The organism is Rheinheimera sp. (assembly GCF_037442345.1).
Taxonomy (GTDB): Bacteria; Pseudomonadota; Gammaproteobacteria; order Enterobacterales; family Alteromonadaceae; genus Pararheinheimera.
This window is the reverse complement of the sequence record NZ_JBBIQL010000010.1, coordinates 79,751-99,940: the sequence shown is the minus strand read 5'-3', so window position 1 is coordinate 99,940 and position 20,190 is coordinate 79,751. Positions and strand designations below refer to the sequence as shown.

The 20,190-nt window shown below is 54.8% G+C and carries 16 protein-coding genes; 10 read left to right on the top strand and 6 right to left on the bottom strand.

What is annotated here, in order from left to right; translation table 11 throughout:
- Positions 1 to 33 precede the first annotated feature (33 nt).
- The 8 genes from WKJ04_RS07795 (at position 34) to WKJ04_RS07760 (ending at position 13,882) form a co-directional block, all read left to right on the top strand.
- A complete protein-coding gene (locus WKJ04_RS07795) occupies positions 34 to 2,862 on the top strand; it encodes a discoidin domain-containing protein (protein WP_337879916.1) in 2,829 nt (942 codons plus the stop codon).
- A gap of 62 nt (positions 2,863 to 2,924) precedes the next feature.
- Positions 2,925 to 3,851: a BadF/BadG/BcrA/BcrD ATPase family protein gene (locus WKJ04_RS07790; RefSeq protein WP_337879915.1), complete on the top strand. Its 927-nt coding sequence runs from the start codon at positions 2,925 to 2,927 to the stop codon at positions 3,849 to 3,851.
- Positions 3,848 to 4,819 (top strand): N(4)-(beta-N-acetylglucosaminyl)-L-asparaginase, encoded by a 972-nt coding sequence (locus tag WKJ04_RS07785; RefSeq protein ID WP_337879914.1) that lies wholly within the window; start codon positions 3,848 to 3,850, stop codon positions 4,817 to 4,819. Before WKJ04_RS07790 ends, WKJ04_RS07785 begins: the two co-directional genes overlap by 4 nt.
- Complete coding sequence (locus WKJ04_RS07780; protein ID WP_337879913.1) at positions 4,819 to 6,594, top strand: endo-beta-N-acetylglucosaminidase; 1,776 nt, start codon at positions 4,819 to 4,821, stop codon at positions 6,592 to 6,594. The genes WKJ04_RS07785 and WKJ04_RS07780 overlap by 1 nt, the downstream gene beginning before the upstream one ends.
- The gene (locus WKJ04_RS07775; RefSeq protein ID WP_337879912.1) at positions 6,591 to 7,328 is read left to right on the top strand and encodes a copper homeostasis protein CutC; all 738 of its coding nucleotides are present in this window, start codon (positions 6,591 to 6,593) and stop codon (positions 7,326 to 7,328) included. Before WKJ04_RS07780 ends, WKJ04_RS07775 begins: the two co-directional genes overlap by 4 nt.
- Before the next feature lie 64 nt (positions 7,329 to 7,392).
- A complete protein-coding gene (locus tag WKJ04_RS07770) occupies positions 7,393 to 9,900 on the top strand; it encodes a glycoside hydrolase family 2 protein (RefSeq protein ID WP_337879911.1) in 2,508 nt (835 codons plus the stop codon).
- Positions 9,897 to 11,687 (top strand): sodium:solute symporter family protein, encoded by a 1,791-nt coding sequence (locus WKJ04_RS07765; protein ID WP_337879910.1) that lies wholly within the window; start codon positions 9,897 to 9,899, stop codon positions 11,685 to 11,687. Before WKJ04_RS07770 ends, WKJ04_RS07765 begins: the two co-directional genes overlap by 4 nt.
- A gap of 2 nt (positions 11,688 to 11,689) precedes the next feature.
- Positions 11,690 to 13,882: a GH92 family glycosyl hydrolase gene (locus tag WKJ04_RS07760; protein ID WP_337879909.1), complete on the top strand. Its 2,193-nt coding sequence runs from the start codon at positions 11,690 to 11,692 to the stop codon at positions 13,880 to 13,882.
- Between the two features lie 177 nt (positions 13,883 to 14,059).
- On the opposite strand, the gene WKJ04_RS07755 is transcribed toward WKJ04_RS07760, so the two are convergent.
- On the bottom strand, positions 14,060 to 14,530 hold the full coding sequence (locus WKJ04_RS07755; protein WP_337879908.1) for a hypothetical protein: 471 nt from the start codon (positions 14,528 to 14,530) through the stop codon (positions 14,060 to 14,062).
- Positions 14,531 to 14,682: 152 nt separating this feature from the next.
- On the opposite strand from WKJ04_RS07755, the gene WKJ04_RS07750 reads away from it, so the two are divergent.
- A complete protein-coding gene (locus tag WKJ04_RS07750) occupies positions 14,683 to 15,519 on the top strand; it encodes an endonuclease/exonuclease/phosphatase family protein (RefSeq protein WP_337879907.1) in 837 nt (278 codons plus the stop codon).
- A gap of 58 nt (positions 15,520 to 15,577) precedes the next feature.
- Here WKJ04_RS07750 and WKJ04_RS07745 read toward each other — a convergent pair whose 3' ends face one another.
- The 3 genes from WKJ04_RS07745 to WKJ04_RS07735 are packed head-to-tail and all read right to left on the bottom strand — an operon-like array spanning position 15,578 to position 17,157.
- Positions 15,578 to 16,495, bottom strand: a complete 918-nt coding sequence (locus tag WKJ04_RS07745; RefSeq protein ID WP_337879906.1) for a HipA domain-containing protein — start codon at positions 16,493 to 16,495, stop codon at positions 15,578 to 15,580.
- Between the two features lie 28 nt (positions 16,496 to 16,523).
- Positions 16,524 to 16,829, bottom strand: a complete 306-nt coding sequence (locus tag WKJ04_RS07740) for a hypothetical protein (protein ID WP_337879905.1) — start codon at positions 16,827 to 16,829, stop codon at positions 16,524 to 16,526.
- Complete coding sequence (locus tag WKJ04_RS07735) at positions 16,819 to 17,157, bottom strand: helix-turn-helix transcriptional regulator (RefSeq protein ID WP_337879904.1); 339 nt, start codon at positions 17,155 to 17,157, stop codon at positions 16,819 to 16,821. Before WKJ04_RS07735 ends, WKJ04_RS07740 begins: the two co-directional genes overlap by 11 nt.
- Positions 17,158 to 17,490: 333 nt before the next feature.
- Between WKJ04_RS07735 and WKJ04_RS07730 the strand changes: the two genes are divergently transcribed.
- On the top strand, positions 17,491 to 18,405 hold the full coding sequence (locus WKJ04_RS07730; RefSeq protein WP_337879903.1) for a bestrophin family ion channel: 915 nt from the start codon (positions 17,491 to 17,493) through the stop codon (positions 18,403 to 18,405).
- A gap of 22 nt (positions 18,406 to 18,427) precedes the next feature.
- On the opposite strand, the gene WKJ04_RS07725 is transcribed toward WKJ04_RS07730, so the two are convergent.
- Complete coding sequence (locus WKJ04_RS07725) at positions 18,428 to 19,342, bottom strand: redoxin family protein (RefSeq protein ID WP_337879902.1); 915 nt, start codon at positions 19,340 to 19,342, stop codon at positions 18,428 to 18,430.
- 42 nt (positions 19,343 to 19,384) lie between these two features.
- Positions 19,385 to 20,188, bottom strand: a complete 804-nt coding sequence (locus WKJ04_RS07720; protein WP_337879901.1) for a helix-turn-helix domain-containing protein — start codon at positions 20,186 to 20,188, stop codon at positions 19,385 to 19,387.
- Positions 20,189 to 20,190 lie beyond the last annotated feature (2 nt).

The following is a 20,190-nucleotide window of genomic DNA, read 5'->3' as shown; positions in this document are numbered from 1 at the left end:
CCAATGTCAGGTTAACGAAAAGGAAATAAACAGATGAAAACCTTTAAAACAACTCAATCAGCTTTAGCCCTGGCGGTCGCTTTTGGTGTACTGACAGGTTGTGGTGGCGGCAAAGAAGTCGACCCTACGGATGTACCGGTGCAACTGGACACCACCTCGGCCGATCTGGCCGGTTCTGTGGTGAAAGGCACCTTAAGCAATGCGGCTATTCAGGTGACTCAGCTGAACGGCTCTGCGCTGAATCTGAGCAGTACTCCACGTACTGACGCGACAGGTGAAGCCGGTTTCAGCGTATCAGGTCAACCAGGTTACGGCATTAACTCAATGCTGAAAATTGCGGTGACTGCAGACGCACAAAGCCAGATGGTGTGTGACGCCATCAACTGTGCTGGTACGGCAATGGGCGGCAGCCTGTCAGGTGACACCCTGGCCACCTTGAAACTCAACACCATGACTTATCTGCAGGTGGCGTACGCCAGCCAGGCGGACAACCAGGTCGATGCCCAGTTTTATGCCAACGCGCTGACCACTATTGCCACAGCACTGGTGGAAAAAGATGTTGCTGGTGGCCGTAATGTGGCGGTGCGTGCGCTGTACGAACTGGCGCTGGCCGACAATGCCCGTCGCGCCCTGCGTGCTTTGGGCCTGGACAGCAAAACCAATGTGTTCAACACCGCACTGGTTAGCGCCGAAGCCTATGAAAATTTTGTCACCGACACCAAGTGTGAAGACGTGGAAGTGACAGACGGTGACGGCAATACCACAGTGCAGGAGCAATGCACCGATGTGCTGGTGGCGCCTGACGTGATCAAGCTGTCACTGCTTAACGCTGCATTTGCCAACCTGCAATCGAGCGAACAATTTGACCAGCTGTTCGCCTCCGCACTGGACGCCATTTACCTGGCGCAGGATGGGGATGAAACGGCACTGGAGCCGCTGCGTCAGCGTCTGCTGGATTCAATAGCTGCTGTGCCTTACCTGGACCAGCTGAACCTGACCGCCGAAGATGTGGTGGACCTGAAGCTGAAGTTTGCCGAAGAACAGGCAGACACAGGCCCAATTCACCGTATTACCACCGCAGCCAACCTGGCCACAGCGGTGATCACTGGCCGTAACCGCATCAGTGATGCCGAAGCGGAAGCCAAAGCCTTTGACGGCGATACGTCGACTAAATGGCTGGATCACAACGACTGGAAAGGTGCACCCACTGAGGAAAATCCATCCTGGATCCAAATTCAGTTTGCCACGCCTCAGGCGGTGAACACCCTGTCGATCACCAGTGCCAACGACTCACCAAGCCGTGACCCGGAAAACTTTACCGTATTGGGTTCTAACGACGGTGTGACCTGGGTCACTTTAGGCAGCTTTATCGGCGAAAGCTTTGACGAGCGTTTTGAAAGCAAAGACTTTAAGTTTGATAACGGTCTGGCGTACAGCTACTACAAGCTGAATATCACCAAAAACAAGGGGGATGACGGTCTGATGCAGCTGGCTGAGATTGAGCTGTTTGGTCCTATCTACCCGGACCTGAAACACCCAACGGCCAATGCCAATATCACAGCACGCGGTCAGATCAGCGATGCAGAAGCGCCAACCAAAGCCTTTGACGGTGATACCGAAACCAAGTGGCTGGACAACAAAGGTGTGCCAAGCGAAGCCGAGCCTAGCTGGGTGCAACTGGATTACCCGGCACCTGTGGCCGTCAGCTCACTGGCCCTGACCAGTGCCAACGATTCACCAGGCCGTGACCCGGAAAACTTTAATCTGCAAGGGTCAAACGACGGCGTGACCTGGGTCACCTTAGGTTCCTGGTTAGGTGAGTCCTTTGAGGAGCGTTTTGAGCGTCAGAGCTTCCGCGTTGATAACAGCCTGGCCTTTAGCAGCTACCGGCTGAACATCACCAAAAACAAAGGTGATGACGTATTAATGCAGGTGGCTGAAATTGAACTGATTGGCCCTGAAGTGCCTGGCCTGAACCATGGCCGCAGCAGTGGTGTACAAATCACCGGCCGCGCCGCCATCAGTGAAGGCGAAGCGGTAACCAAAGCTTTTGACGGCGACAGCAGCACCAAGTGGCTGGATAACGAAGCGGTGCCAACCGCTGCGGCGCCGGCCTGGGCTGAGATCAGTCTGCCAACGGCACAGGCAGTGACCCAACTGGCGCTGACCAGTGCCAATGATGCACCAGACCGTGACCCGGAAAACTTTACGCTGCAGGCGTCGAAAGACGGTGAAACCTGGATTGACCTGGCCAGCTGGTTAGGCGTGAGCTTTGATGCGCGCTTCCAGCGTCAGATCTTCTCTGTGGGCAACCAGTTAGGTTTCCCTTACTACCGTCTGAACATCACCAAAAACAAAGGTGACGCCAACCTGATGCAAGTCGCTGAAATTGAGCTGATTGGTCCGCAGCACCAGGCCGTGGTGCACAGCCATCAAGGCGGTGTCGCCATTACTGGCCGGGCCGCTATCAGCGACAACGAAGCCGCCAGCAAAGCTTTTGACGGCGACAGCAGCACCAAGTGGCTGGACAACGAAGCCGTGCCGACCGCCGAAGCGCCAAGCTGGGTTGAGCTGGATATGGGCGCTGAAGTCATTGTGAATGCGCTGGCGCTGACCAGTGCCAACGATGCGCCAGACCGTGATCCGGAAAACTTCAGCCTGTCAGGCTCGAACGATGGCGAAAGCTGGTTTACTGTGGGGTCATGGATTGGTGAAGCCTTTGACCAGCGGTTTGAACGTAAGCTGTTCAACACCGGCAGTGGCCGCGCCTTCCGCTTTTACCGGGTGGAGATCAGCAAAAACAAAGGTGACAGCAACCTGATGCAGGTGGCTGAAATCGAACTGATCGGCCCTGACATCTAACCTGGCTGCAACAGCCATGCAGGCTCCGGTACGCCGGAGCCTGGTTTTACAGGATTTAACACATGATTCAGATCAGTAAGGGGCTGCACACTTCTGCAGCAAAAGGCGACGAGCTGCTATTTGTCGGCATAGACGGTGGTGCCAGCCATTGCCGTGCTTTGTTGCAAAACACGGCCGGCGTCAGTCTGGGTAGCGGCAAAAGCGGCCCGGCCAACCCGGTCAATGGTCTGGAACAATGCAAAAACTCTATTCTCGCTGCGGTGACTGAAGCCCTGCAACAGGCAGGCCTCAGCACGGCAGACTTTTCCCGTCTGGTGGTGGGAGCTGGCCTGGCTGGCTTGCATTTACCGGCGATGCGTGACGCTATGGCGGCGTGGCAGCATCCATTTCATTCGTTATACCTGACCACAGACCTGCATGCAGCCGCGGCCGGTGCCCACCAGGGGCTGGATGGCGCTGTGCTGATCCTCGGTACTGGCTTCAGTTCGCTGGCCAATGTGGCAGGGAAACAAACTCAGGTTGGCGGTTATGGTTTTCCTATTAATGCCACCTGCAGTGGTTCCTGGTTTGGCTTGGAAGCGGTAAAGGCGGTGCTATTGGATGCCGATGGTGTCGGGCTGCCAACCAGCCTGACGCAAAGTATGCTGACCTGTTGCAGTGCCACTGAACTGGCGCAGCAACTGATGAACGCCAGCGCCACTGAATTTGCCCGTTACGCCCCGCTGGTGTTCAGCGCGGCAGACGCTGGCGACAAAGTCAGCCTGGGCCTGATCCAGCAAGGTGCCAGCTTCGTCAATCAGGTGATCCGCCGTTTATTGGCTTGTGGCGCCGACCGGTTGGCACTGATTGGCGGTATTACCGAACGGATTAAACCCTGGCTCGACCCTCAGCTGGCGGCCTGTATTACGCCGGCACTGGCGTCGCCTGAGCAGGGCGCCATTTTATTGGCCCATCAACAACGCAACAGCCTGCAGGGAGCTGCCCAATGAGATCACGGCGCGATTTTCTGAAACTGTCCGCTCTGCTGGGCGTGACAGGACTGTTTAAAAGTCAGCAGGTGCTGGCGGCTCCGGCTAAAGCGAATAAACCTGTGGTGGTGTCCACCTGGGAGCATGGTATGCCAGCCAACGAAGCCGCCTGGCAAGTGCTGAGCAAAGGTGGCCGGGCGCTCGACGCGGTGGAAGCCGGCGTGCGGGTGCCGGAAGCGGACCCGAAAGTGCGCACCGTCGGTTACGGTGGTTACCCGGATAAAAACGGTATCGTCACCTTAGACGCCTGCATCATGGATGAACACATGAACTGCGGCTCTGTGGCTTTTTTGCAGAATATCAAACACCCAATTTCGGTGGCCCGCGCCGTGATGGAGAAAACTCCACACGTGATGCTGGTGGGTGAAGGTGCCAAACAATTTGCGCTGTCGCAGGGCTTTGTTGAAGAAGACCTGCTGACGGCAGAAAGCAAAGCCGACTGGCTGGCCTGGCAAAAAGACCAGCAGCTGCAGCTGATCAATATTGAAAACCACGACACCATCGGCATGTTGGCGCTGGACGCTGACGGCAACTTAAGCGGTGCCTGCACCACCAGTGGCGCTGCGTACAAAATGCATGGCCGGGTGGGCGATTCACCCATTATTGGCGCCGGTTTGTATGTGGATAACGAGGTGGGAGCCGCCACGGCCACTGGCATGGGTGAGCTGATGATCAAAACCGTAGGCAGCCATTTAGTGGTGGAACTGATGCGTCAGGGCGCGAGCCCGGAGCAAGCCTGCCGTGAAGCCGTGGAACGTATTGCCCGCAAAATTGGTGATTACGCCGCCTTTCAGGTGGGCTTTTTAGCCTTAAACCGCCAAGGCCAGTATGGTGCATTCTGTATTCAGCCTGGTTTTAACTACGCCGTGCGCCAGCACAGCGGCAGCCAGTTGATTGACGGCAAAAGCCTGCTCGGAGCCAAAGCCTGATGCGAAGTTTGTTCTGGTGCTGTGTGGCGCTGTGCAGCTGTCTGGCGCAGCCAGTTTTTGCAGTGCAGCCAATGGCTTCAGCGCAGTCAGCAGAAAAGACGCAGGCCGTTGGCCTTCAGCCAGCCGAACCGCCTTTTGCGCTGACGCTGCAGCAACTGACGGACTGGACAGAGCAGGGCGCGACCGCCAGTGCGGCCAACCGCAGCCTGGTGCCGTTAGCGCGGCGACAGAGTGCGCCGCTGACGGGGCTGGCGGTACAGGACTCTTACGCCAAGGTGTTATACGCGCCTGATGGCATGAATAACTTTGGCAATTATGTAACGCCTCAGCCGAAGTTTAATCTGTACAACTTCAGCCACTGGTCGCAAATCGACATTCTGAACTGGTTTGCCGGTACTGCCGATTTAACAGTGCAAATTCCGGCCCGGCCCTGGGTCGATACCGCCCATAAAAATGGCGTCAAAGTGATAGGGTCTGTGTTTCTGGGGATTGCGCAGTGGGGCGGCAACCCGGACACAGTCGAAACCTTGCTGCAGCAGGATGCTCAAGGCCGTTTTGTGCTGGCAGACCAGCTGATCCGCATTGCAGAATTTTATGGTTTTGACGGCTGGCTGGTAAATCAGGAAACCGATTTAACCGCAGTCAAAGACGCTGCCAATCAACTGGTAAAAGGCGAGAAAAACCCGCAACGTGGTGCTGAGCTGGCTGCGCGGTTATTGGCGTTTATGCAGTACCTGACCGCCCGTGCGCCGCAGGGCATGGAAATTCATTGGTACGACTCCATGCTGCCGAGCGGCGTGGTGCGCTGGCAAAATGAGCTGAATGAACAGAACCAGCGTTATCTGCAGGGCGCGGTACGCAGCAGCGACGCTATTTTTCTGAATTATTGGTGGGACCAGCCAATGATTCGCCAATCGGCCGAGCGTGCGCTGATGCTGGGGCGCAGCCCTTATGAGGTTTACACAGGGGCGGATTTATGGCCAAGTCGCACAGCCCAGCGCGCCTTCAGTCAAAGCCGTTGGCTGGACGACTTAATGGTCGACGGCAAAGCCCTGACCTCTATTGCGCTTTTTGCGCCTAACGTGAATTTTAACTTCAGTGGTGACGCCGATACTCCGGCCTTCAGCACTTTTGCCGAAAACCCTCACGATGAGCGGCGCTTTTATCAGACCGAACAACGACTGTTCGCTGGCGACGATTTAAATCAGGCCACCACAGATGCTACCGGCTGGAAAGGCCTGGGCGCGTATCTGGCGGCCAAAACCACAGTGCTTAGCCTGCCATTTCACACCCGATTTAACACAGGGCACGGCAAGCAGTTGTGGTTGAACGGCCAGACCAAAGGCGCGGCCTGGAGCGATATCAGCCAGCAGGATGTGCTGCCTACCTGGCAATTTGCGGTGGAAGGTGACGCTGCATTGCATATTTTTTACGACTTTCACCAAGCCTGGTCTGGTGGCAGCTCGTTAGCCATTCAAAGCAGCGCGACGACCAAAACCAGTCATATTCCACTGTACCGCACTCAGTTGCAGCCCGGCAGCGGCCTGACGCTGAAGGTACGGGTTCAGGGGCAGGCCGCAGGCCTCAGCCTCTACGTACAGACCGCTGACGGCAACAGGCTGAGCCTGCCACTGCAAAACAGTGACCACTGGCAGCAACTGACTGCCCACTGGCCAGAGTTACAGGGCCAGCAGATAGTGCAGTTGGGTTTGCTGCTGAGCGCCGGTCAGAAACGACTGGATGCCCGGATTGGTGAACTGGAGCTGCTGCCATGACCTCGGTCAGCGCTATCCCATTGGAAGCATGCATTAATGCCGACGACTTGTCTGCGTTAGCTGGCGATCTGCAGGCAGTCTTGGCAGGCGGAGCGCGCCGGATTGAACTATGTGGCGTGATGGAGCAGGACGGTTTAACCCCGTCGTTGGCTGCGATGACTATTGCCCGTCACAGCCTGGCTGACCTGCCCGGTTTGCTGGTGATGATCCGGCCGCGCGGCGGTGATTTTTGCTACAGCGCCGCTGAGCTGCTGCAGATGCAACGCAGCATTGAACTGGCCGCACAGGCTGGAGCCGACGGCGTGGTGCTGGGGCTGTTAACGGAGCAGGGCCAACTGGATATTAGCCGGTTAAAGCCTTTGCTTGCGCAAAGCCAGGCCGCCGGTTTGCAGGTCACTTTTCACCGCGCTTTTGACGCCTTGCCCGACCCACTGGTTGCGTTAGAGCAATTGGTTGACTTGGGTGTGCAGCGCATTTTAACCGCAGGCACCGCCTGGGGCAGTGGTCTGGGTATTCTGCACGGTGTGCCCTTGGTGCAGCAGTTACTGCAGCAGGCCGCTGGCCGCGTAGAGCTGGTGCTGGGTGGCGGGGTGAACCAGCAAAATCTGCCGCAGCTGTTGCCAGCACTGCAAAGCTGGCGTCAGGGTTTTTCAATCCATAGTTATTCCGCTTTGCTGACTCAGGGCCGGGTCGACCCAGACAAAGTCAGGCAGCTGACACAGTGGTGCCGCTGAGCAGAGCGAACAAAAGAACAGCGCCAATGAGGGCGTCATTTAAGTCATTACAAGAGCATTTATCATGGTTGTATCTGAGTCTTCAGGCATTTTGGATCTGAACGGTGACTGGCAATTCCGCCAGGCGGACCAGCAGGACTGGTTTGCGGCGACAGTGCCGGGTTGTAACTTTACCGATTTGCAGGCCAATGGTCTGATCGACGAACCTTTCTACCGTGACAATGAAAACAAGTTGCAATGGATTGAGCAGAAAGACTGGCATTACCGCAAAAGCTTTGTGTTGCCGGCCGACTGGCTGGCGCAGGATATTGAGCTGGTGGCTGAAGGATTGGATACCTTTTGCGACTTGTATCTGAATGGCCAGTTGCTGGGGAAAAGCCAGAATATGTTTATTGGTCAGCAGTTTGCTTGTACTGAACTGCTGAAAGCCGGTGAAAATCGGCTGGAAATCCGTTTTCGCTCGCCGATCAATGAAACCATGCCACAACACCTGGCAGCGGGTTACACCTACCCGGCGGAAAACGACAAGTCGGACGAAAAACTCAGTGTGTATTGCCGCAAAGCACCTTGCCATTTCGGCTGGGACTGGGGCCCACGTTTTGTTACCAGCGGTATCTGGCGGCCAATTTATCTGCGTAAAGTGCCGAAAGCCCGCATCAGCAACCTGCATTTTGTCCAGCAGCGTTTGTCGGCAACGCTGGCGGAATTCAGCTTTGTTGCCAGCTATCAGCTGAAACAAAGCTGTGAAGCTGTGTTGCAGGTGCGTTGTGCCCAGGCACCAGAGCTGAACCAGCAGTTGCGGCTGCAACTGACAGAAGGCCAAGCCACAGAACTGAAGTTTCAGTTGGCCCAGCCGCAGTTATGGTGGCCTAATGGGTTGGGCGAGGCCTTTCTATACCAGTTTGACTTTAGCCTGACGGTGGACGGTGAACTGCTGGATCAACAGCAACAAAAAATTGGCTTGCGCAGCATTGAAGTGGTGAATAAACCCGACGCCGACGGCGTCAGCTTTTTCCTGAAAGTGAATGGTAAGCCGGTCTTTATGAAAGGCGCCAACTACATTCCGGGCGACAGTTTCATTCATCGTATGACTGCCGAGCGGCACCAGGCTGATTTTGCCGCTGTGACCGCCGCCAATATGAATATGCTGCGGGTCTGGGGTGGTGGCGTTTATCAGGACGATGTGTTTTACCAACTGGCGGACGAAAACGGCATTCTGATTTGGCAGGATTTTATGTTCGCCTGCTCACTGTACCCGGGTGACGCGGCTTTTATGGCCAATGTGGCGGAAGAAGCGCAGTACAACATTAAACGGCTGCGTAACCACCCTTGTATTGCACTTTGGTGTGGCAACAACGAAGTGGATATGGCCATTGAAAAATGGGACTGGCCAGCCAAATTTGGTTACAGCGATGAACTCTTTAGCCGTTTAAAACAACAGTATATGGCGTTGTTTGGTGAGCTGTTACCACAGCAGCTGCAGCAGCTGGACCCAACGCGTTTTTACCTGCGATCCTCGCCAGGCGTGTTCTGGGAAGATGATTCGGACCATTTGGGTAACCATCATTTCTGGGGCGTCTGGCATGGCGAGCAGCCCTTTAGCGAATACCAAAAACGTATTCCGCGTTTTATGTCGGAATATGGCTTCCAGTCGTTTCCTGTGCAGTCGTCGATGCAGCGGTTTACCGAAGCAGAAGACTGGGATTTAGGCTCAGAGGTATTGAGGGTGCATCAGAAACACCCACGCGGCAATAAGCTGATCCACAGCTATTTGCAGCAGGAACACAGGGACGCCGTCGACTTTACTGACCTGATGTACTTAAGCCAGGTGCAGCAGGCCGAAGGCTTAAAACTGGCCTTTGAAGCGCACCGCGCCGCCATGCCGTTTTGTATGGGTACCTTGTATTGGCAGTTGAATGATACCTGGCCGGCGGCGTCCTGGTCTGGCATTGACTATTACGGCCGCTGGAAAGCCTTGCATTACCAGGCGGGCCGTAGCTTTGGCACGGATTTACTGGTGATCACTGAACAACAGCAGCAGCTGCAAATACAGCTGGTGTCGGACCGCCACAGTGCGTTGGCCGCCCGTCTGGAGCTGCAACTGCTGGATTTCAGTGGTGCCCTGTTGTGGCAGCAACAGTCAGAACTGACCACAGCAGCCAATGCCTCTGTGCTGGTTTGGTCGAAACCGAAGGCTGAACTGTTGGCTGGTAAAACCGCTGAACAGCTGGTGTTTCAGGCCAAATTACTGAACAGCTCGGGTCAGTTACTGACCGAAAATCTGTATTATTTTGTTCCAGCCAAACAACAGACACTGAGCCGGCCAGAGCTGAGTATTCAAAGCAGTACCGAAGGCGATTGCCTGGTGCTGCAGCTGCAAAGCCGGGCTTTGGTGCGCCAATGTTTCCTGGAGTTCAGTCCTATGCCGGCCAATTTATCGGACAACTTCTTTGACTTGCTGCCCAACCAGCCGAAAACCATCCGCCTGCAAGCGGCAGGCTGGACAGCCCAGCAACTGCAGGCCTTGCTGCCAAGCCTGAGCTGGCGGACGCTGGGGGGCTTTCACTCATGACGCTGCATTGGTTCGACTTGCTGGTGATCGCGCTCTATATGGCCGGTACTTTAGGTCTGGGCTTTTATATTGCCAACAAAGCGCGGCAGGACATGAATGCCTACTTCCTGGGCGGTAAAAAAATTCCCTGGTGGGCGCTGGGCGTGTCGAACGCGTCTGGCATGTTCGATATTGCCGGCACCATGTGGCTGGTGACAGTCTGTTTTATCTATGGGCTGAAAAGCGTCTGGTTGCCCTGGGTCTGGCCTATTTTCAACCAGGTGTTTTTGATGGTGTACCTGTCACTCTGGTTGCGTCGCTCCAATGTGATGACGGGCGCAGAGTGGCTGGAAACCCGCTTTGGTAAAGGCCGCGGTGCAGAGTTATGCCAGTGGGTGGTGGTTATTTTTGCCATTGTCAGCGCCATTGGCTTTATTGCTTATGCCTTTAAAGGCATTGGCAAATTTGCCGCTATTTTCTTCCCCTGGCACTGGTCGCCCGACACTTATGCCTTGCTTATTTTCGCCTTTACTACCTTGTATGTGCTCAAAGGCGGCATGTATTCGGTGGTACTGACCGAGTTGCTGCAGTTCGTCATTATGACGCTGGCAGCGGTGGCAGTCGGTGTGATTGCGATGTCGCTGGTCAGTCCGGAACAAATTCAGCAGGCCACGCCCAATGGCTGGGATCAGCTGTGGTTTGGCTGGCAGGTCGGTTTAGACTGGCAGGGGTTGCTCGACAGTGCCAATGATCGCATTCAGTCCGATGGCATGGAGCTGTTTGGCTTGATGATCATGATGATGCTGTTTAAAGGCGTGTTGTTCAGCATGGCAGGCCCGGTACCGAACTACGATATGCAGCGGATTCTGGCGGCGAAAACACCGAAAGAAGCGGCCAAAATGAGTGGTTTGGTGTCCTTGGTCATGTTCTTCCCAAGGTACATGATGGTGGCTGGTTTTACTGTGCTGGCCCTGGTGTATATGGGGCCGGAAATTAAAGCCCAGGGCCAGAACTTCGACTTTGAGCAGCTGCTGCCTATTGCGATTTCGCAGTATGTGCCGGTCGGGCTGGCTGGTTTGCTGATCGCCGGTTTGCTGGCGGCCTTTATGTCGACGCTGGCGGCGTCGGTCAATGCCGCACCTGTCTACCTGGTCAATGACGTCTACAAAAAGTACTTTAACCCGAATGCAGAGGCCAAAACCTATGTGCGGCTCAGTACCCTGATGTCGCTGGTACTGGTGGTGATTGGGGTTGGCATGGGGTTTATGCTCAGCAGCATCAACAACATTATGCAGTGGATTTTTGGCGCGCTGTTTGGCGGTTATGCAGCGGCCAACCTGCTGAAGTGGCACTGGTGGCGCTTTAATGCCTATGGCTATTTCTGGGGCATGATGTCGGGTCTGGTGGCGTCCCTGGTGTTGCCACTGCTGCTGCCGGATACCCATCCGCTCTATGCCTTCCCGGCTTTATTAGTGTTGAGTCTGGCAGGTTCTGTGCTGGGTACGCTGATGACCCCGGCTGAGCCTATGCAGGTACTCTGCGATTTCTACCGCCAGGTACGGCCATGGGGCTTTTGGGCCCCGGTGAAACAGCAGGTGCTGGCACAACAACCAGATTTTGACCCGGACACTCATCCAGGCCGTGACGCCATCAATATTCTGGTCGGCATGGTCTGGCAATTGGCGCTGGTGGCGCTGCCTATCTATCTGGTGATCCAACAATGGCCTGAGTTCGGTTGGACTCTGGCTGTCGCCTTGCTCTCCAGTTGGTTTTTAAAGAAAAACTGGCTGGATAAACTGAAGGACTAACAATGAAACAACTCCTGCTTGGCAGTGCGCTAGCACTGCTGAGTCTGGCTGCTTGCGCCTCGCAAACGGCTGACTCGCCAAAAAACACCGCAAATTCGCCACTGTCGTACGTGGATCCGCTGATTGGCACCGGCGGTCATGGCCACACTTTTCCTGGCGCTGTAGTGCCTTTTGGCATGGTGCAATTAAGCCCGGACAATCCGTCCAAAGGCTGGGACTGGACTTCGGGTTACCATTATTCTGACGACACCTTGCTGGGGTTTAGCCACACCCATTTGTCCGGCACCGGGGTGGGCGACATGCTGGATTTACTGGTGATGCCGTTTCGCGGTGATTACTTAAAGCGCGAACGCGACGACAAAGGCCGTATTTTCACCAAGTACAGCCATCAAGGCGAAGTGGCACAACCTGGTTATTACGCGCTGGAGCTGCCAGCAGAACAGGTGAAAGCCGAATTAACGGCCAGTGCCAGAGTAGGGGTGCATCACTACAGTTTCAGTGGCGGGCAGGACGCCCAGCTGCTGCTGGATTTAGGTTATGCGCAGAACTTTGATAAACCGGTGACGACTTTTATCCGGGTAGAAAACGACCACACTATTGTGGGCTACCGGGTCTCCACCGGTTGGGCCAAACTGCAGCCGCTGTATTTTGTTGCCCACTTCAACCAGCCGTTCAGCTACCAGCTGTATCAGGCGCAAAAACCAGCCAAAGGCGAGCAATTGCAGGCCGAACAAAGCCAAATCGTGCTGAATTTTGGTCAACCGAAAACGGCGGTTGAAGCGCAAATGGCCTTGTCCTACACCAGCATTGCCGGTGCTAAACGCAACCTGGCGGCAGAAACCGCCGGTAAAAACTTTGCACAAGTGAAAGCGCAGGCGCAGCAGGCCTGGACAGCGCAGCTAAGCCGCTTTGCTGTGGTAGACGACAACAAGGTGAATAAAACCAAGTTTTACACCGCGCTGTACCACAGCTTTTTAGCACCACAGCTGTTCAGCGATGTGGACGGCGCCTATTTTGGTGCTGATGGCGCGACGCACACTCAGCCGGGCTATCAGCGTCATAGCCTGTTTTCGCTGTGGGATACCTTCCGAGCCTTGCACCCGCTGTTGACGCTGAGCAACCCGGAACGGGTGGATGATATGGTCAAATCCATGTTGGGGTTTTATGACGAAACCGGCTTATTGCCAAGCTGGGATTTAATGTCGAATGAAACCGATGTGATGATTGGTTACCACGCGGTGCCGGTGATAGTGGACGCCTACTTAAAAGGCCTTACCAGCGCCGATCCGGAGCACCTGCTGCGGGCGGTCAAAGCCTCGGCCATGCAGAACAAATTTGGCACCGATTTATACCGCCAGTATGGCTATATCCCGTCTGAACTGGAGCTGGAAGCTGTGTCAAAAACGCTGGAATACGCCTTTGACGACGCCGCTATTGCCCGCCTGGCGCAGGCTATGGGTAAAACCGACGATGCAGCGTTATTCAGCAAACGTGCCCTGAGTTACCGCCAGCTGTTTGATAGCAGCACAGGCTTTATGCGTGGCAAAACCAAAGAGGGCCAGTGGGTCAGCCCGTTCAGCCCGACTTATGTGGCGCACCGCACCACGGACTACACCGAAGCCAATGCCTGGCAATACAACTTCTTTGTGCCGCATGATGTTGAAGGCATGATGGCGTTATACCCGTCTGAACAGGCGTTTTTAGCTAAATTGGACGAGCTGTTTACCACCAAAGAGAAAATGCATGGCGATGTGTCGCCGGACATTACCGGCCTGATTGGCCAGTATGCGCATGGCAATGAGCCGGTGCATCATGTGGCGTATTTATACGCTTTTACCAGTGCACCAGAAAAAGGCCAGCACTGGTTACGTCATATCCGCGACACTATGTACAAAGCGGAACCGGACGGTCTGGCCGGTAACGACGACGTTGGCCAGATGTCGGCCTGGTATGTGTTCAGTGCTCTGGGTTTTTACCCGGTGAACCCGGTGGACGACGGTTTTGTTCGTGGTTTGCCGCAGTTCCGTCAGGTGCAGCTCAGCCTGCCGGGTGGCAAAAGCCTGACCATTCGCACTGAAGGCGATCTGGCGGGTACAGTGCAAAGCTGGCAGCTGAACGGCCAGCCGTTAGGGGTGAAAGTCAGCTACCAGCAACTGATGCAAGGCGGTGAGCTGGTGTTTCGGATGAGCAAATAACCTGTGCAGGATAGTACCTGGGCTGGTTGCAGAAGCAAAAGGCGCTACTTAAGGCGAGCAATGGTCTGGCTCTAAGCAGACCCTCTGCGGCAGGGATGCCGCAGCGGAGCCTATAGGGATATATCCACGGCGCGTCTGCGTGAGCCAGGCCTTTGCCGCTGCATCCGGACTATTTATTTATTGGGAGCCCCAGCCGTTCCTTTGGCTACAGCTGAGGTAACCCAGCAGCAGAAAGATCACAAGGAGCACCCCTTGCGCCACTGCAAAAGGTGGTTCGCTTTGGGTGGGGGCCAGCTGCTGCAAGGGCGGCAGCTTCATAAAAGACTGCACCACAGCGACAAAAGCATTGAGGTAAAACGCAAACAGGCTGCAGACAATAAAGCTGACGCGCCAGCCGCCAGTCAGTGCCGTTTTCCACCAGGCATAACCAGATACTGCCAGTACCAGCAGTGACAGGATCACAAAAAGGTGCGAAGGTAAGAACTGCTCCGCAGGCAAAATGACACCGCTCAGGCTGGTCAGCAGCGTCAGCCACCAAAACAGACTATGCAGCAGGGCGCCGGGTTTGTGCTTCAGCAAGGCCAGGCTGAAACAGGCACCGGCCAGTAATGCCAGCAGGCTAATCAGAACGTGCAGGGTCAGTAACATAAGGGCTCCTTGGCCACGAGACAGGCTGTCTCTGAAAGGCTTAGCAGAGCTGTCATCATAACTCCATCTGTGGCGGCTAAAATCGCCCAAAAGAGTGATGGGCTGAGCGCTGAAAGCCGCGCCTGGCCTGAACGCAGAACTAAGGACATCACATGCGATTATCTGCTTCAATCTGGTTCGTAGTCATGCTGTTCAGCAGCGCCAGCTGGGCCGAATCGGTGCAACTGATTAGCTGGAATATCCGGATGGACACCCAAGCCGACAAAGAGCTGGCCTGGCCGCACCGGGCTGGCCGGGTGACCGGCTGGTTGCAACAGCAACAACCTGACGTACTGGGGTTGCAGGAAGTGCTGCATCATCAACTGGAGCAGGTGAAACAAGCGCTGCCTGGTTATGCAGCTGTGGGGGTCGGCCGCGACGATGGCAAACAAGCCGGTGAATACAGCCCGGTACTGTATAAACAAAGCCGCTTTGAACTGCTCGACAGCGGCACCTTCTGGCTGAACCCCGATAACAGCGTGGGTAAAGCGGGCTGGGATGCAGCGCTGCCGCGTATTTGCAGCTGGGTCTTGCTGCGGGATAAACACAGCCAGCAGCAATGGCGTGTACTGAACCTGCATCTGGATCATCTGGGTGCCGAAGCGCGGCGCCAGTCGGTGCAGTTAGTGGTAGCTAAACTGGCGGCCTGGCCGCAGGGAGCTGTGGCCGTAGTGATGGGTGACTTCAATCCCTCTGGCGACGATGGCTTACTGCAAAGCATGCAGCAAGCATTGCCGCAGCACCAGGACGTACTGGCGCTAAAACCAGGCAAGGGCCCGGCATATAGCTTTTTAAATTGGTACGACAAACCTGACCAAGGTGTGCGACTGGATTTTATGCTGGTGCCCAAAGCACAGCTGTCGGTGCAGAAAGCCCAATTGGTTGCGGACGACCTGAAGAACCGCCGTTCGGATCATCTGGCTCTGCAGGCATGGTTACAAATTCAGTGATATTGGGTGGGGCATTAGCCCCTGCGCACAATGCAACTTCATCTGATTTGGTTGGTTCCTACAGTGTGAGAGAAAATGGGTTTAGAAACTGCCGTTGCCACAGTAGCTGTTTATCCACTTCACTGAGCCTGGCTTCATCACAGACCGCTTCCCAGTGATCGGTAATCGCCTGTATTTGGTGTTCGAATATCGCTTTGGCTTCATCCGCAGAGAGCAGAAAGTTATGTGCTGCGGCCAGGCAGGTTGCTAACTGGCTCAGTTTGTTATTCCCTGTGATCAACATAGCCTGGGTTGCTTCATTACCGGTGCGGCCCTGGGGGCAAATGTCGTAAGCAGGAGTCAGCGACAGTGTTTGACCATCCCAAAACGCAGCATGGTTTCTCGCATGATCATCTGTGTTGCCGGACAAAATATTAAAGCTAAGGCGGCAAAATAGCTCTCGCAGCGTTTTTTTGGGTGTGGTGAAGCGGTGGCGGATAATCTCGGCTAGGGTTTCGTAGCTTGCGTACCGTGCCATCATGTCATCCAATGCAAATAAGGTGAGGGCAGAAACGACAGACTTGCGTGACCAGCCATTTGGTGTAAAAACCCGGTCAAATCGTTCGACCAGCAAAACATCCTTATTTGCAGCTTGTGTTAGTTTGACTGGAGCTGCATCAACTCCAGCCAATTTAGCCAACCGCATCGCGATGAATTCCGCTTTTACCACACTGTAAAGGTCATTACTTGCTGAGAACTTTGCGATGTATTTGGTGTTGTTTTCATCGATTAATGCTTTCGGGCGCGCACCACCGATGGAGCTGCCATGAAAGAGGGCCTGATCCAACTCTGCAGTCAGCGGAACTCCTTTCTCTACGCGGGCAGCAGATTCTTGCAATTCTTCCAGGCTGACGTTTGTTGCCGATCTGGGAGTATATTCTGTTGGTGAATGTTGAAAGTCTAATGCGCCTATCCGGTCTGAGCCTGATTCAAGCAAATAGGTCAGTTCATCAAGCTGATCGGTATCAACATCTTTGCCTTTGAGTCCAAGGCGGCGATTGATGATAACCCGCCGTCCCCAGGCATGGCGCTCCGTCTCTGATACAGCCGGGAATGCTCAGGCCATCCTGTAATGGTAAACTGCCAGGCTGTAAGGGGAGTTCTGGTTCATAAATGGGCATGGCATCCTTAATTCGTTCAAGATAGCTTTTACCATAGTTGAACAGCAGCTTGTTCCCGTCAGGTACCAAACGCCCTGCAACAACAGGTGTTGTTGCTTGTGGTAGCCAAACCCAGACAAAGGCTTCTTTATAGTGATCGTTAGAAGTCATCCATGACTACCTTTTTCTCTTTTCGGGCGCTTTTGGGTAAAAGAGCCAACTTATATTCTACCTGTTTGCTGTGCATGGCCAGTCGCCCCGGTTCTGCTTCAAATAAAGACACACCAACAATTCTGGCTACTTCAAATGTGGCGCCGATTTCACATTTAGGATCTGCCTTTTCGATCCGGGAGAGCATGCCTCTGGAAATACCCGCACGATCAGCAACGTCCTGAGCAGTCATTTTGTTTTCAAGCCTCGCTGCACGTATCAAGCCAGCCAAAAGTGTTAATACTTCTTCGGTATAGCGGGAATAAGTTCTTGTCACAGATTTTGGCATTTTTGCTCCATATATGAATCGCATTGGTCTTATATGTATTATGTATAGCGCATCTTTCAGTTATCTGTAATTTACTTTCAGCATAATGTTCCATATATATAGCGTGAGCGTTTTTCTTGCTCTATATGTAGCGCAAATGGCAATTGAGCTGGATTTTGCAGGCTGGTAATCCCATTTATCAACAGATTTTCTCCTTGATGCTGCGCCTGCAAAGCCCCCTGATAATGAACTCATCCTTTGGTCGCATTTTGCTGTGTGGTGCTGGGAATTCTGCAGGCGGCGCTTTACCATAAGCACCGCCTTCCATTTCTTACTTAAAAAGCCTTTAGCCCTATGATTGTCCGGCCCAAGCTGCACTGGTTGCGTATGTTATTTGTCTGGCGTGGTTCAGTGGTGGTGCGCATTTTGCCGCAGCTCTGTACCCTGGTGTTGATTGCTGGGGTGGTGGTGCTGGCGAAACGCTTTTATCCGGCTTATGTGCCCGACTTAACGCCCGTGCCTTTTACCCTGCTTGGCATTGCGCTGGCGATTTTCTTGAGTTTTCGCAATTCGGTCAGTTATGAGCGCTTCTGGGAAGCCCGCAAGTTATGGGGCGCTGTGCTGGTGGAAACCCGCGCCTTAACCCGGCAGCTGTTGTCGGCCAGCGACGCCAGCGACACTCAGCAGCGCCAGTTTGTCCACAGCCTGATTGCCTTTGTGTATGCACTGCGGGCGCAATTACGCCAGCAGGACGCGGCCAGTCTGTTGCAGCCGCTGGTGCGGCCTTTATTGTGGCCTGAGTTGTCGAGGGCCCGTTTTAAACCGGCGCTGGTGGTGCGCGATCTCTCGCTGCAACTTGCCGAGCTGCGCCGTGCTAAACAACTGGAACCGATTTTATTTGCCAGCATGGACCAGCAGTTATCCCAGCTGGCGGCTTGTCTCGGCGGTTGTGAACGGATTGCCAGCACGCCGGTGCCTTTTGCTTATGCGGTGATTTTGCACCGCACTGTCTACCTCTACAGCTTTTTATTGCCCTTGGGATTGGTGGCAACCCTGGGTGTGATGACGCCGCTGATTGTGGCTTTTGTCGCTTACACCTTTTTAGCTATTGAAGCGCTGGCCGAAGAGCTGCAGGAACCCTTTGGTACAGAAGCCAATGATCTGGCGCTGGATGCGATGACTGAAGTGATTGAGTCGTCGTTAAAAGAGATGCTGGGAGAGCAGGTGAATCCGGCACCCGCAGTGCCGGACAATTGCATTGTGACCTGAGCCTGGTGGCAGGACGCTGCCTTTATTGCAGCTGTTGCAGAACTTTGGCCTGGTCAGAAAAATCGTCAATCTGTGCCAGCACTTTGCCGTCTTTCAGCTTCAGCAGCACTGGGATACTGCGCACATTAAAGTGCTGAAACAGTACGCCATACTGGTCAATCCGGAACGGCACTTTCATCTGGTACTGGCGGTTAAAGTCAGCCAGTGCTTTGTCGTCCGTCCACAGATGGTTCACCAGCCCTTGCCAGTTGGCCTTCGGCAATTTGGCCACCAGCGCATTTAAATCGGTCTGCGCTTGTTTGCACTGCGCCGCCATGGTCGGGCGCGTGTCGGCCAGATACCAATCGCACCAGGTGGCGGTTATAAACAGCAGTTGCTCACCCTGGCTGACCGCCGCCAATTGCTGTTGTTGCTGCGCCGGACTGACTTTATCGGCAGGTTCAGGCGGTAATTGCTGGCCTTGGGCCAGGCGCTGAATAAAACCATCCAATGCAGCGTCTGATTCATGGCTGCTGTATACCTGCTGACCCTGGCTGTTCATCAGCACTGAAAATGGCGTACCGACTAACCCCAGTGCTAACGCCAACTGACCGTTCTGGTCCAGCCATACCGGCATGGTCAGGCCAAAGCGCTGGATCACCTTGTTCACTTCAGCGGGCTGCTCGTTGATATTGATATTCACCGCGACAAAATTCACCTGGTCGCCATAGGCTTTATACAGCTGCTCGAAATGTGGCATTTGCTCCATACAGGGTTTACACCAGCTGGCCCATAACTTCACGTACAAAGGTTTGTTGGGGTCAAGCTGACCCAGCTGCAGTTGCTTGTCCGAGCCGAATTGTTGCAGCGGCACGGTTTTGTAATCGGGTAAAGCGGCCTGGCTGGCAAAGCCGGTCAACAGAACCAGGGCCCCCAACAGGGATTTCAGGCGAGACATAACAAACTCCGGTTATTTCACTGGTTCCAGTCTGGCTGGTAGTTAGTTTTTTGCCTTGTAAATTTGCGACAGCTTGCGCTGGCGGTAGCCAGCCGGCGTTTCCCCGACAAAATCACGAAAGGCGTGGCTGAAATGGGCCTGGTCATAAAAACCAAGATCCAGTGCCAACTGGGCCAGCGGTTGTTGGGTCTGCGCCAGCCGCAGTCTGGCCTGCTTTAAGCGCTGACAAAGCTGAAAATAAGCCGGACTCAGGCCGACCTGCTGCAGCAATTGCCGCTCCAGGGTGCGGCTGCTGATGCCGAGCTCGGCGGCAGTACCTGCGACATTCAGTTCGGATTGTTGCAGCAACTGCAGCGCCGCCTGGGTGCGGGCTGAGCCAACTGAATCCAGCCAGAGCCGGATCAGCCACTGTTCTAAACTGGCCACCGCCGCTGCTGTGCTCAGGTCGGGCAACTGCTGCAGCAACAGCAGCAGCTGCTGGCGCATGGTCCCACTGAGCAGCTCTGTGGCATCGCAACCATGGTCAGGCAGCTCGGAAGGAGGCAAACGGAATAGCTGAAACAAAGCGCCGGCAAAGAGCCGCACGCTGATCTGCGGTTGTTGGGTGAAAAACTGCCGGGTTTTAGTCTGGCGGTTAAATTCAAAGCAGGCGGACGCCTGTTGCAGGCCAAGCTCAAAGGTCAGGCTGCAGCCGCCGTCGGGGTAGAGTTTTTCCACTGAACTTGGCGGTAAACCCTGGCCGCCGCCAATAGCCCAAAAGCAATCCACCAGCTCGCACAGCATGGCTTCCGGGTAAAAGCGGCGAAAACCAAGGTAACTGAACTCTTGTTGTTGCTGTTCCCGCATCG

Coding starts and splice junctions, on each gene's coding strand:
- WKJ04_RS07760 (WP_337879909.1), top strand. CDS start 11,690: ATGAAACAACTCCTGCTTGGCAGTGCGCTAGCACTGCTGAGTCTGGCT.
- WKJ04_RS07735 (WP_337879904.1), bottom strand. CDS start 17,157: ATGCCAAAATCTGTGACAAGAACTTATTCCCGCTATACCGAAGAAGTA.
- WKJ04_RS07740 (WP_337879905.1), bottom strand. CDS start 16,829: ATGACTTCTAACGATCACTATAAAGAAGCCTTTGTCTGGGTTTGGCTA.
- WKJ04_RS07750 (WP_337879907.1), top strand. CDS start 14,683: ATGCGATTATCTGCTTCAATCTGGTTCGTAGTCATGCTGTTCAGCAGC.
- WKJ04_RS07730 (WP_337879903.1), top strand. CDS start 17,491: ATGATTGTCCGGCCCAAGCTGCACTGGTTGCGTATGTTATTTGTCTGG.
- WKJ04_RS07790 (WP_337879915.1), top strand. CDS start 2,925: ATGATTCAGATCAGTAAGGGGCTGCACACTTCTGCAGCAAAAGGCGAC.
- WKJ04_RS07755 (WP_337879908.1), bottom strand. CDS start 14,530: ATGTTACTGACCCTGCACGTTCTGATTAGCCTGCTGGCATTACTGGCC.
- WKJ04_RS07775 (WP_337879912.1), top strand. CDS start 6,591: ATGACCTCGGTCAGCGCTATCCCATTGGAAGCATGCATTAATGCCGAC.
- WKJ04_RS07770 (WP_337879911.1), top strand. CDS start 7,393: ATGGTTGTATCTGAGTCTTCAGGCATTTTGGATCTGAACGGTGACTGG.
- WKJ04_RS07780 (WP_337879913.1), top strand. CDS start 4,819: ATGCGAAGTTTGTTCTGGTGCTGTGTGGCGCTGTGCAGCTGTCTGGCG.
- WKJ04_RS07785 (WP_337879914.1), top strand. CDS start 3,848: ATGAGATCACGGCGCGATTTTCTGAAACTGTCCGCTCTGCTGGGCGTG.
- WKJ04_RS07720 (WP_337879901.1), bottom strand. CDS start 20,188: ATGCGGGAACAGCAACAACAAGAGTTCAGTTACCTTGGTTTTCGCCGC.
- WKJ04_RS07725 (WP_337879902.1), bottom strand. CDS start 19,342: ATGTCTCGCCTGAAATCCCTGTTGGGGGCCCTGGTTCTGTTGACCGGC.
- WKJ04_RS07795 (WP_337879916.1), top strand. CDS start 34: ATGAAAACCTTTAAAACAACTCAATCAGCTTTAGCCCTGGCGGTCGCT.
- WKJ04_RS07765 (WP_337879910.1), top strand. CDS start 9,897: ATGACGCTGCATTGGTTCGACTTGCTGGTGATCGCGCTCTATATGGCC.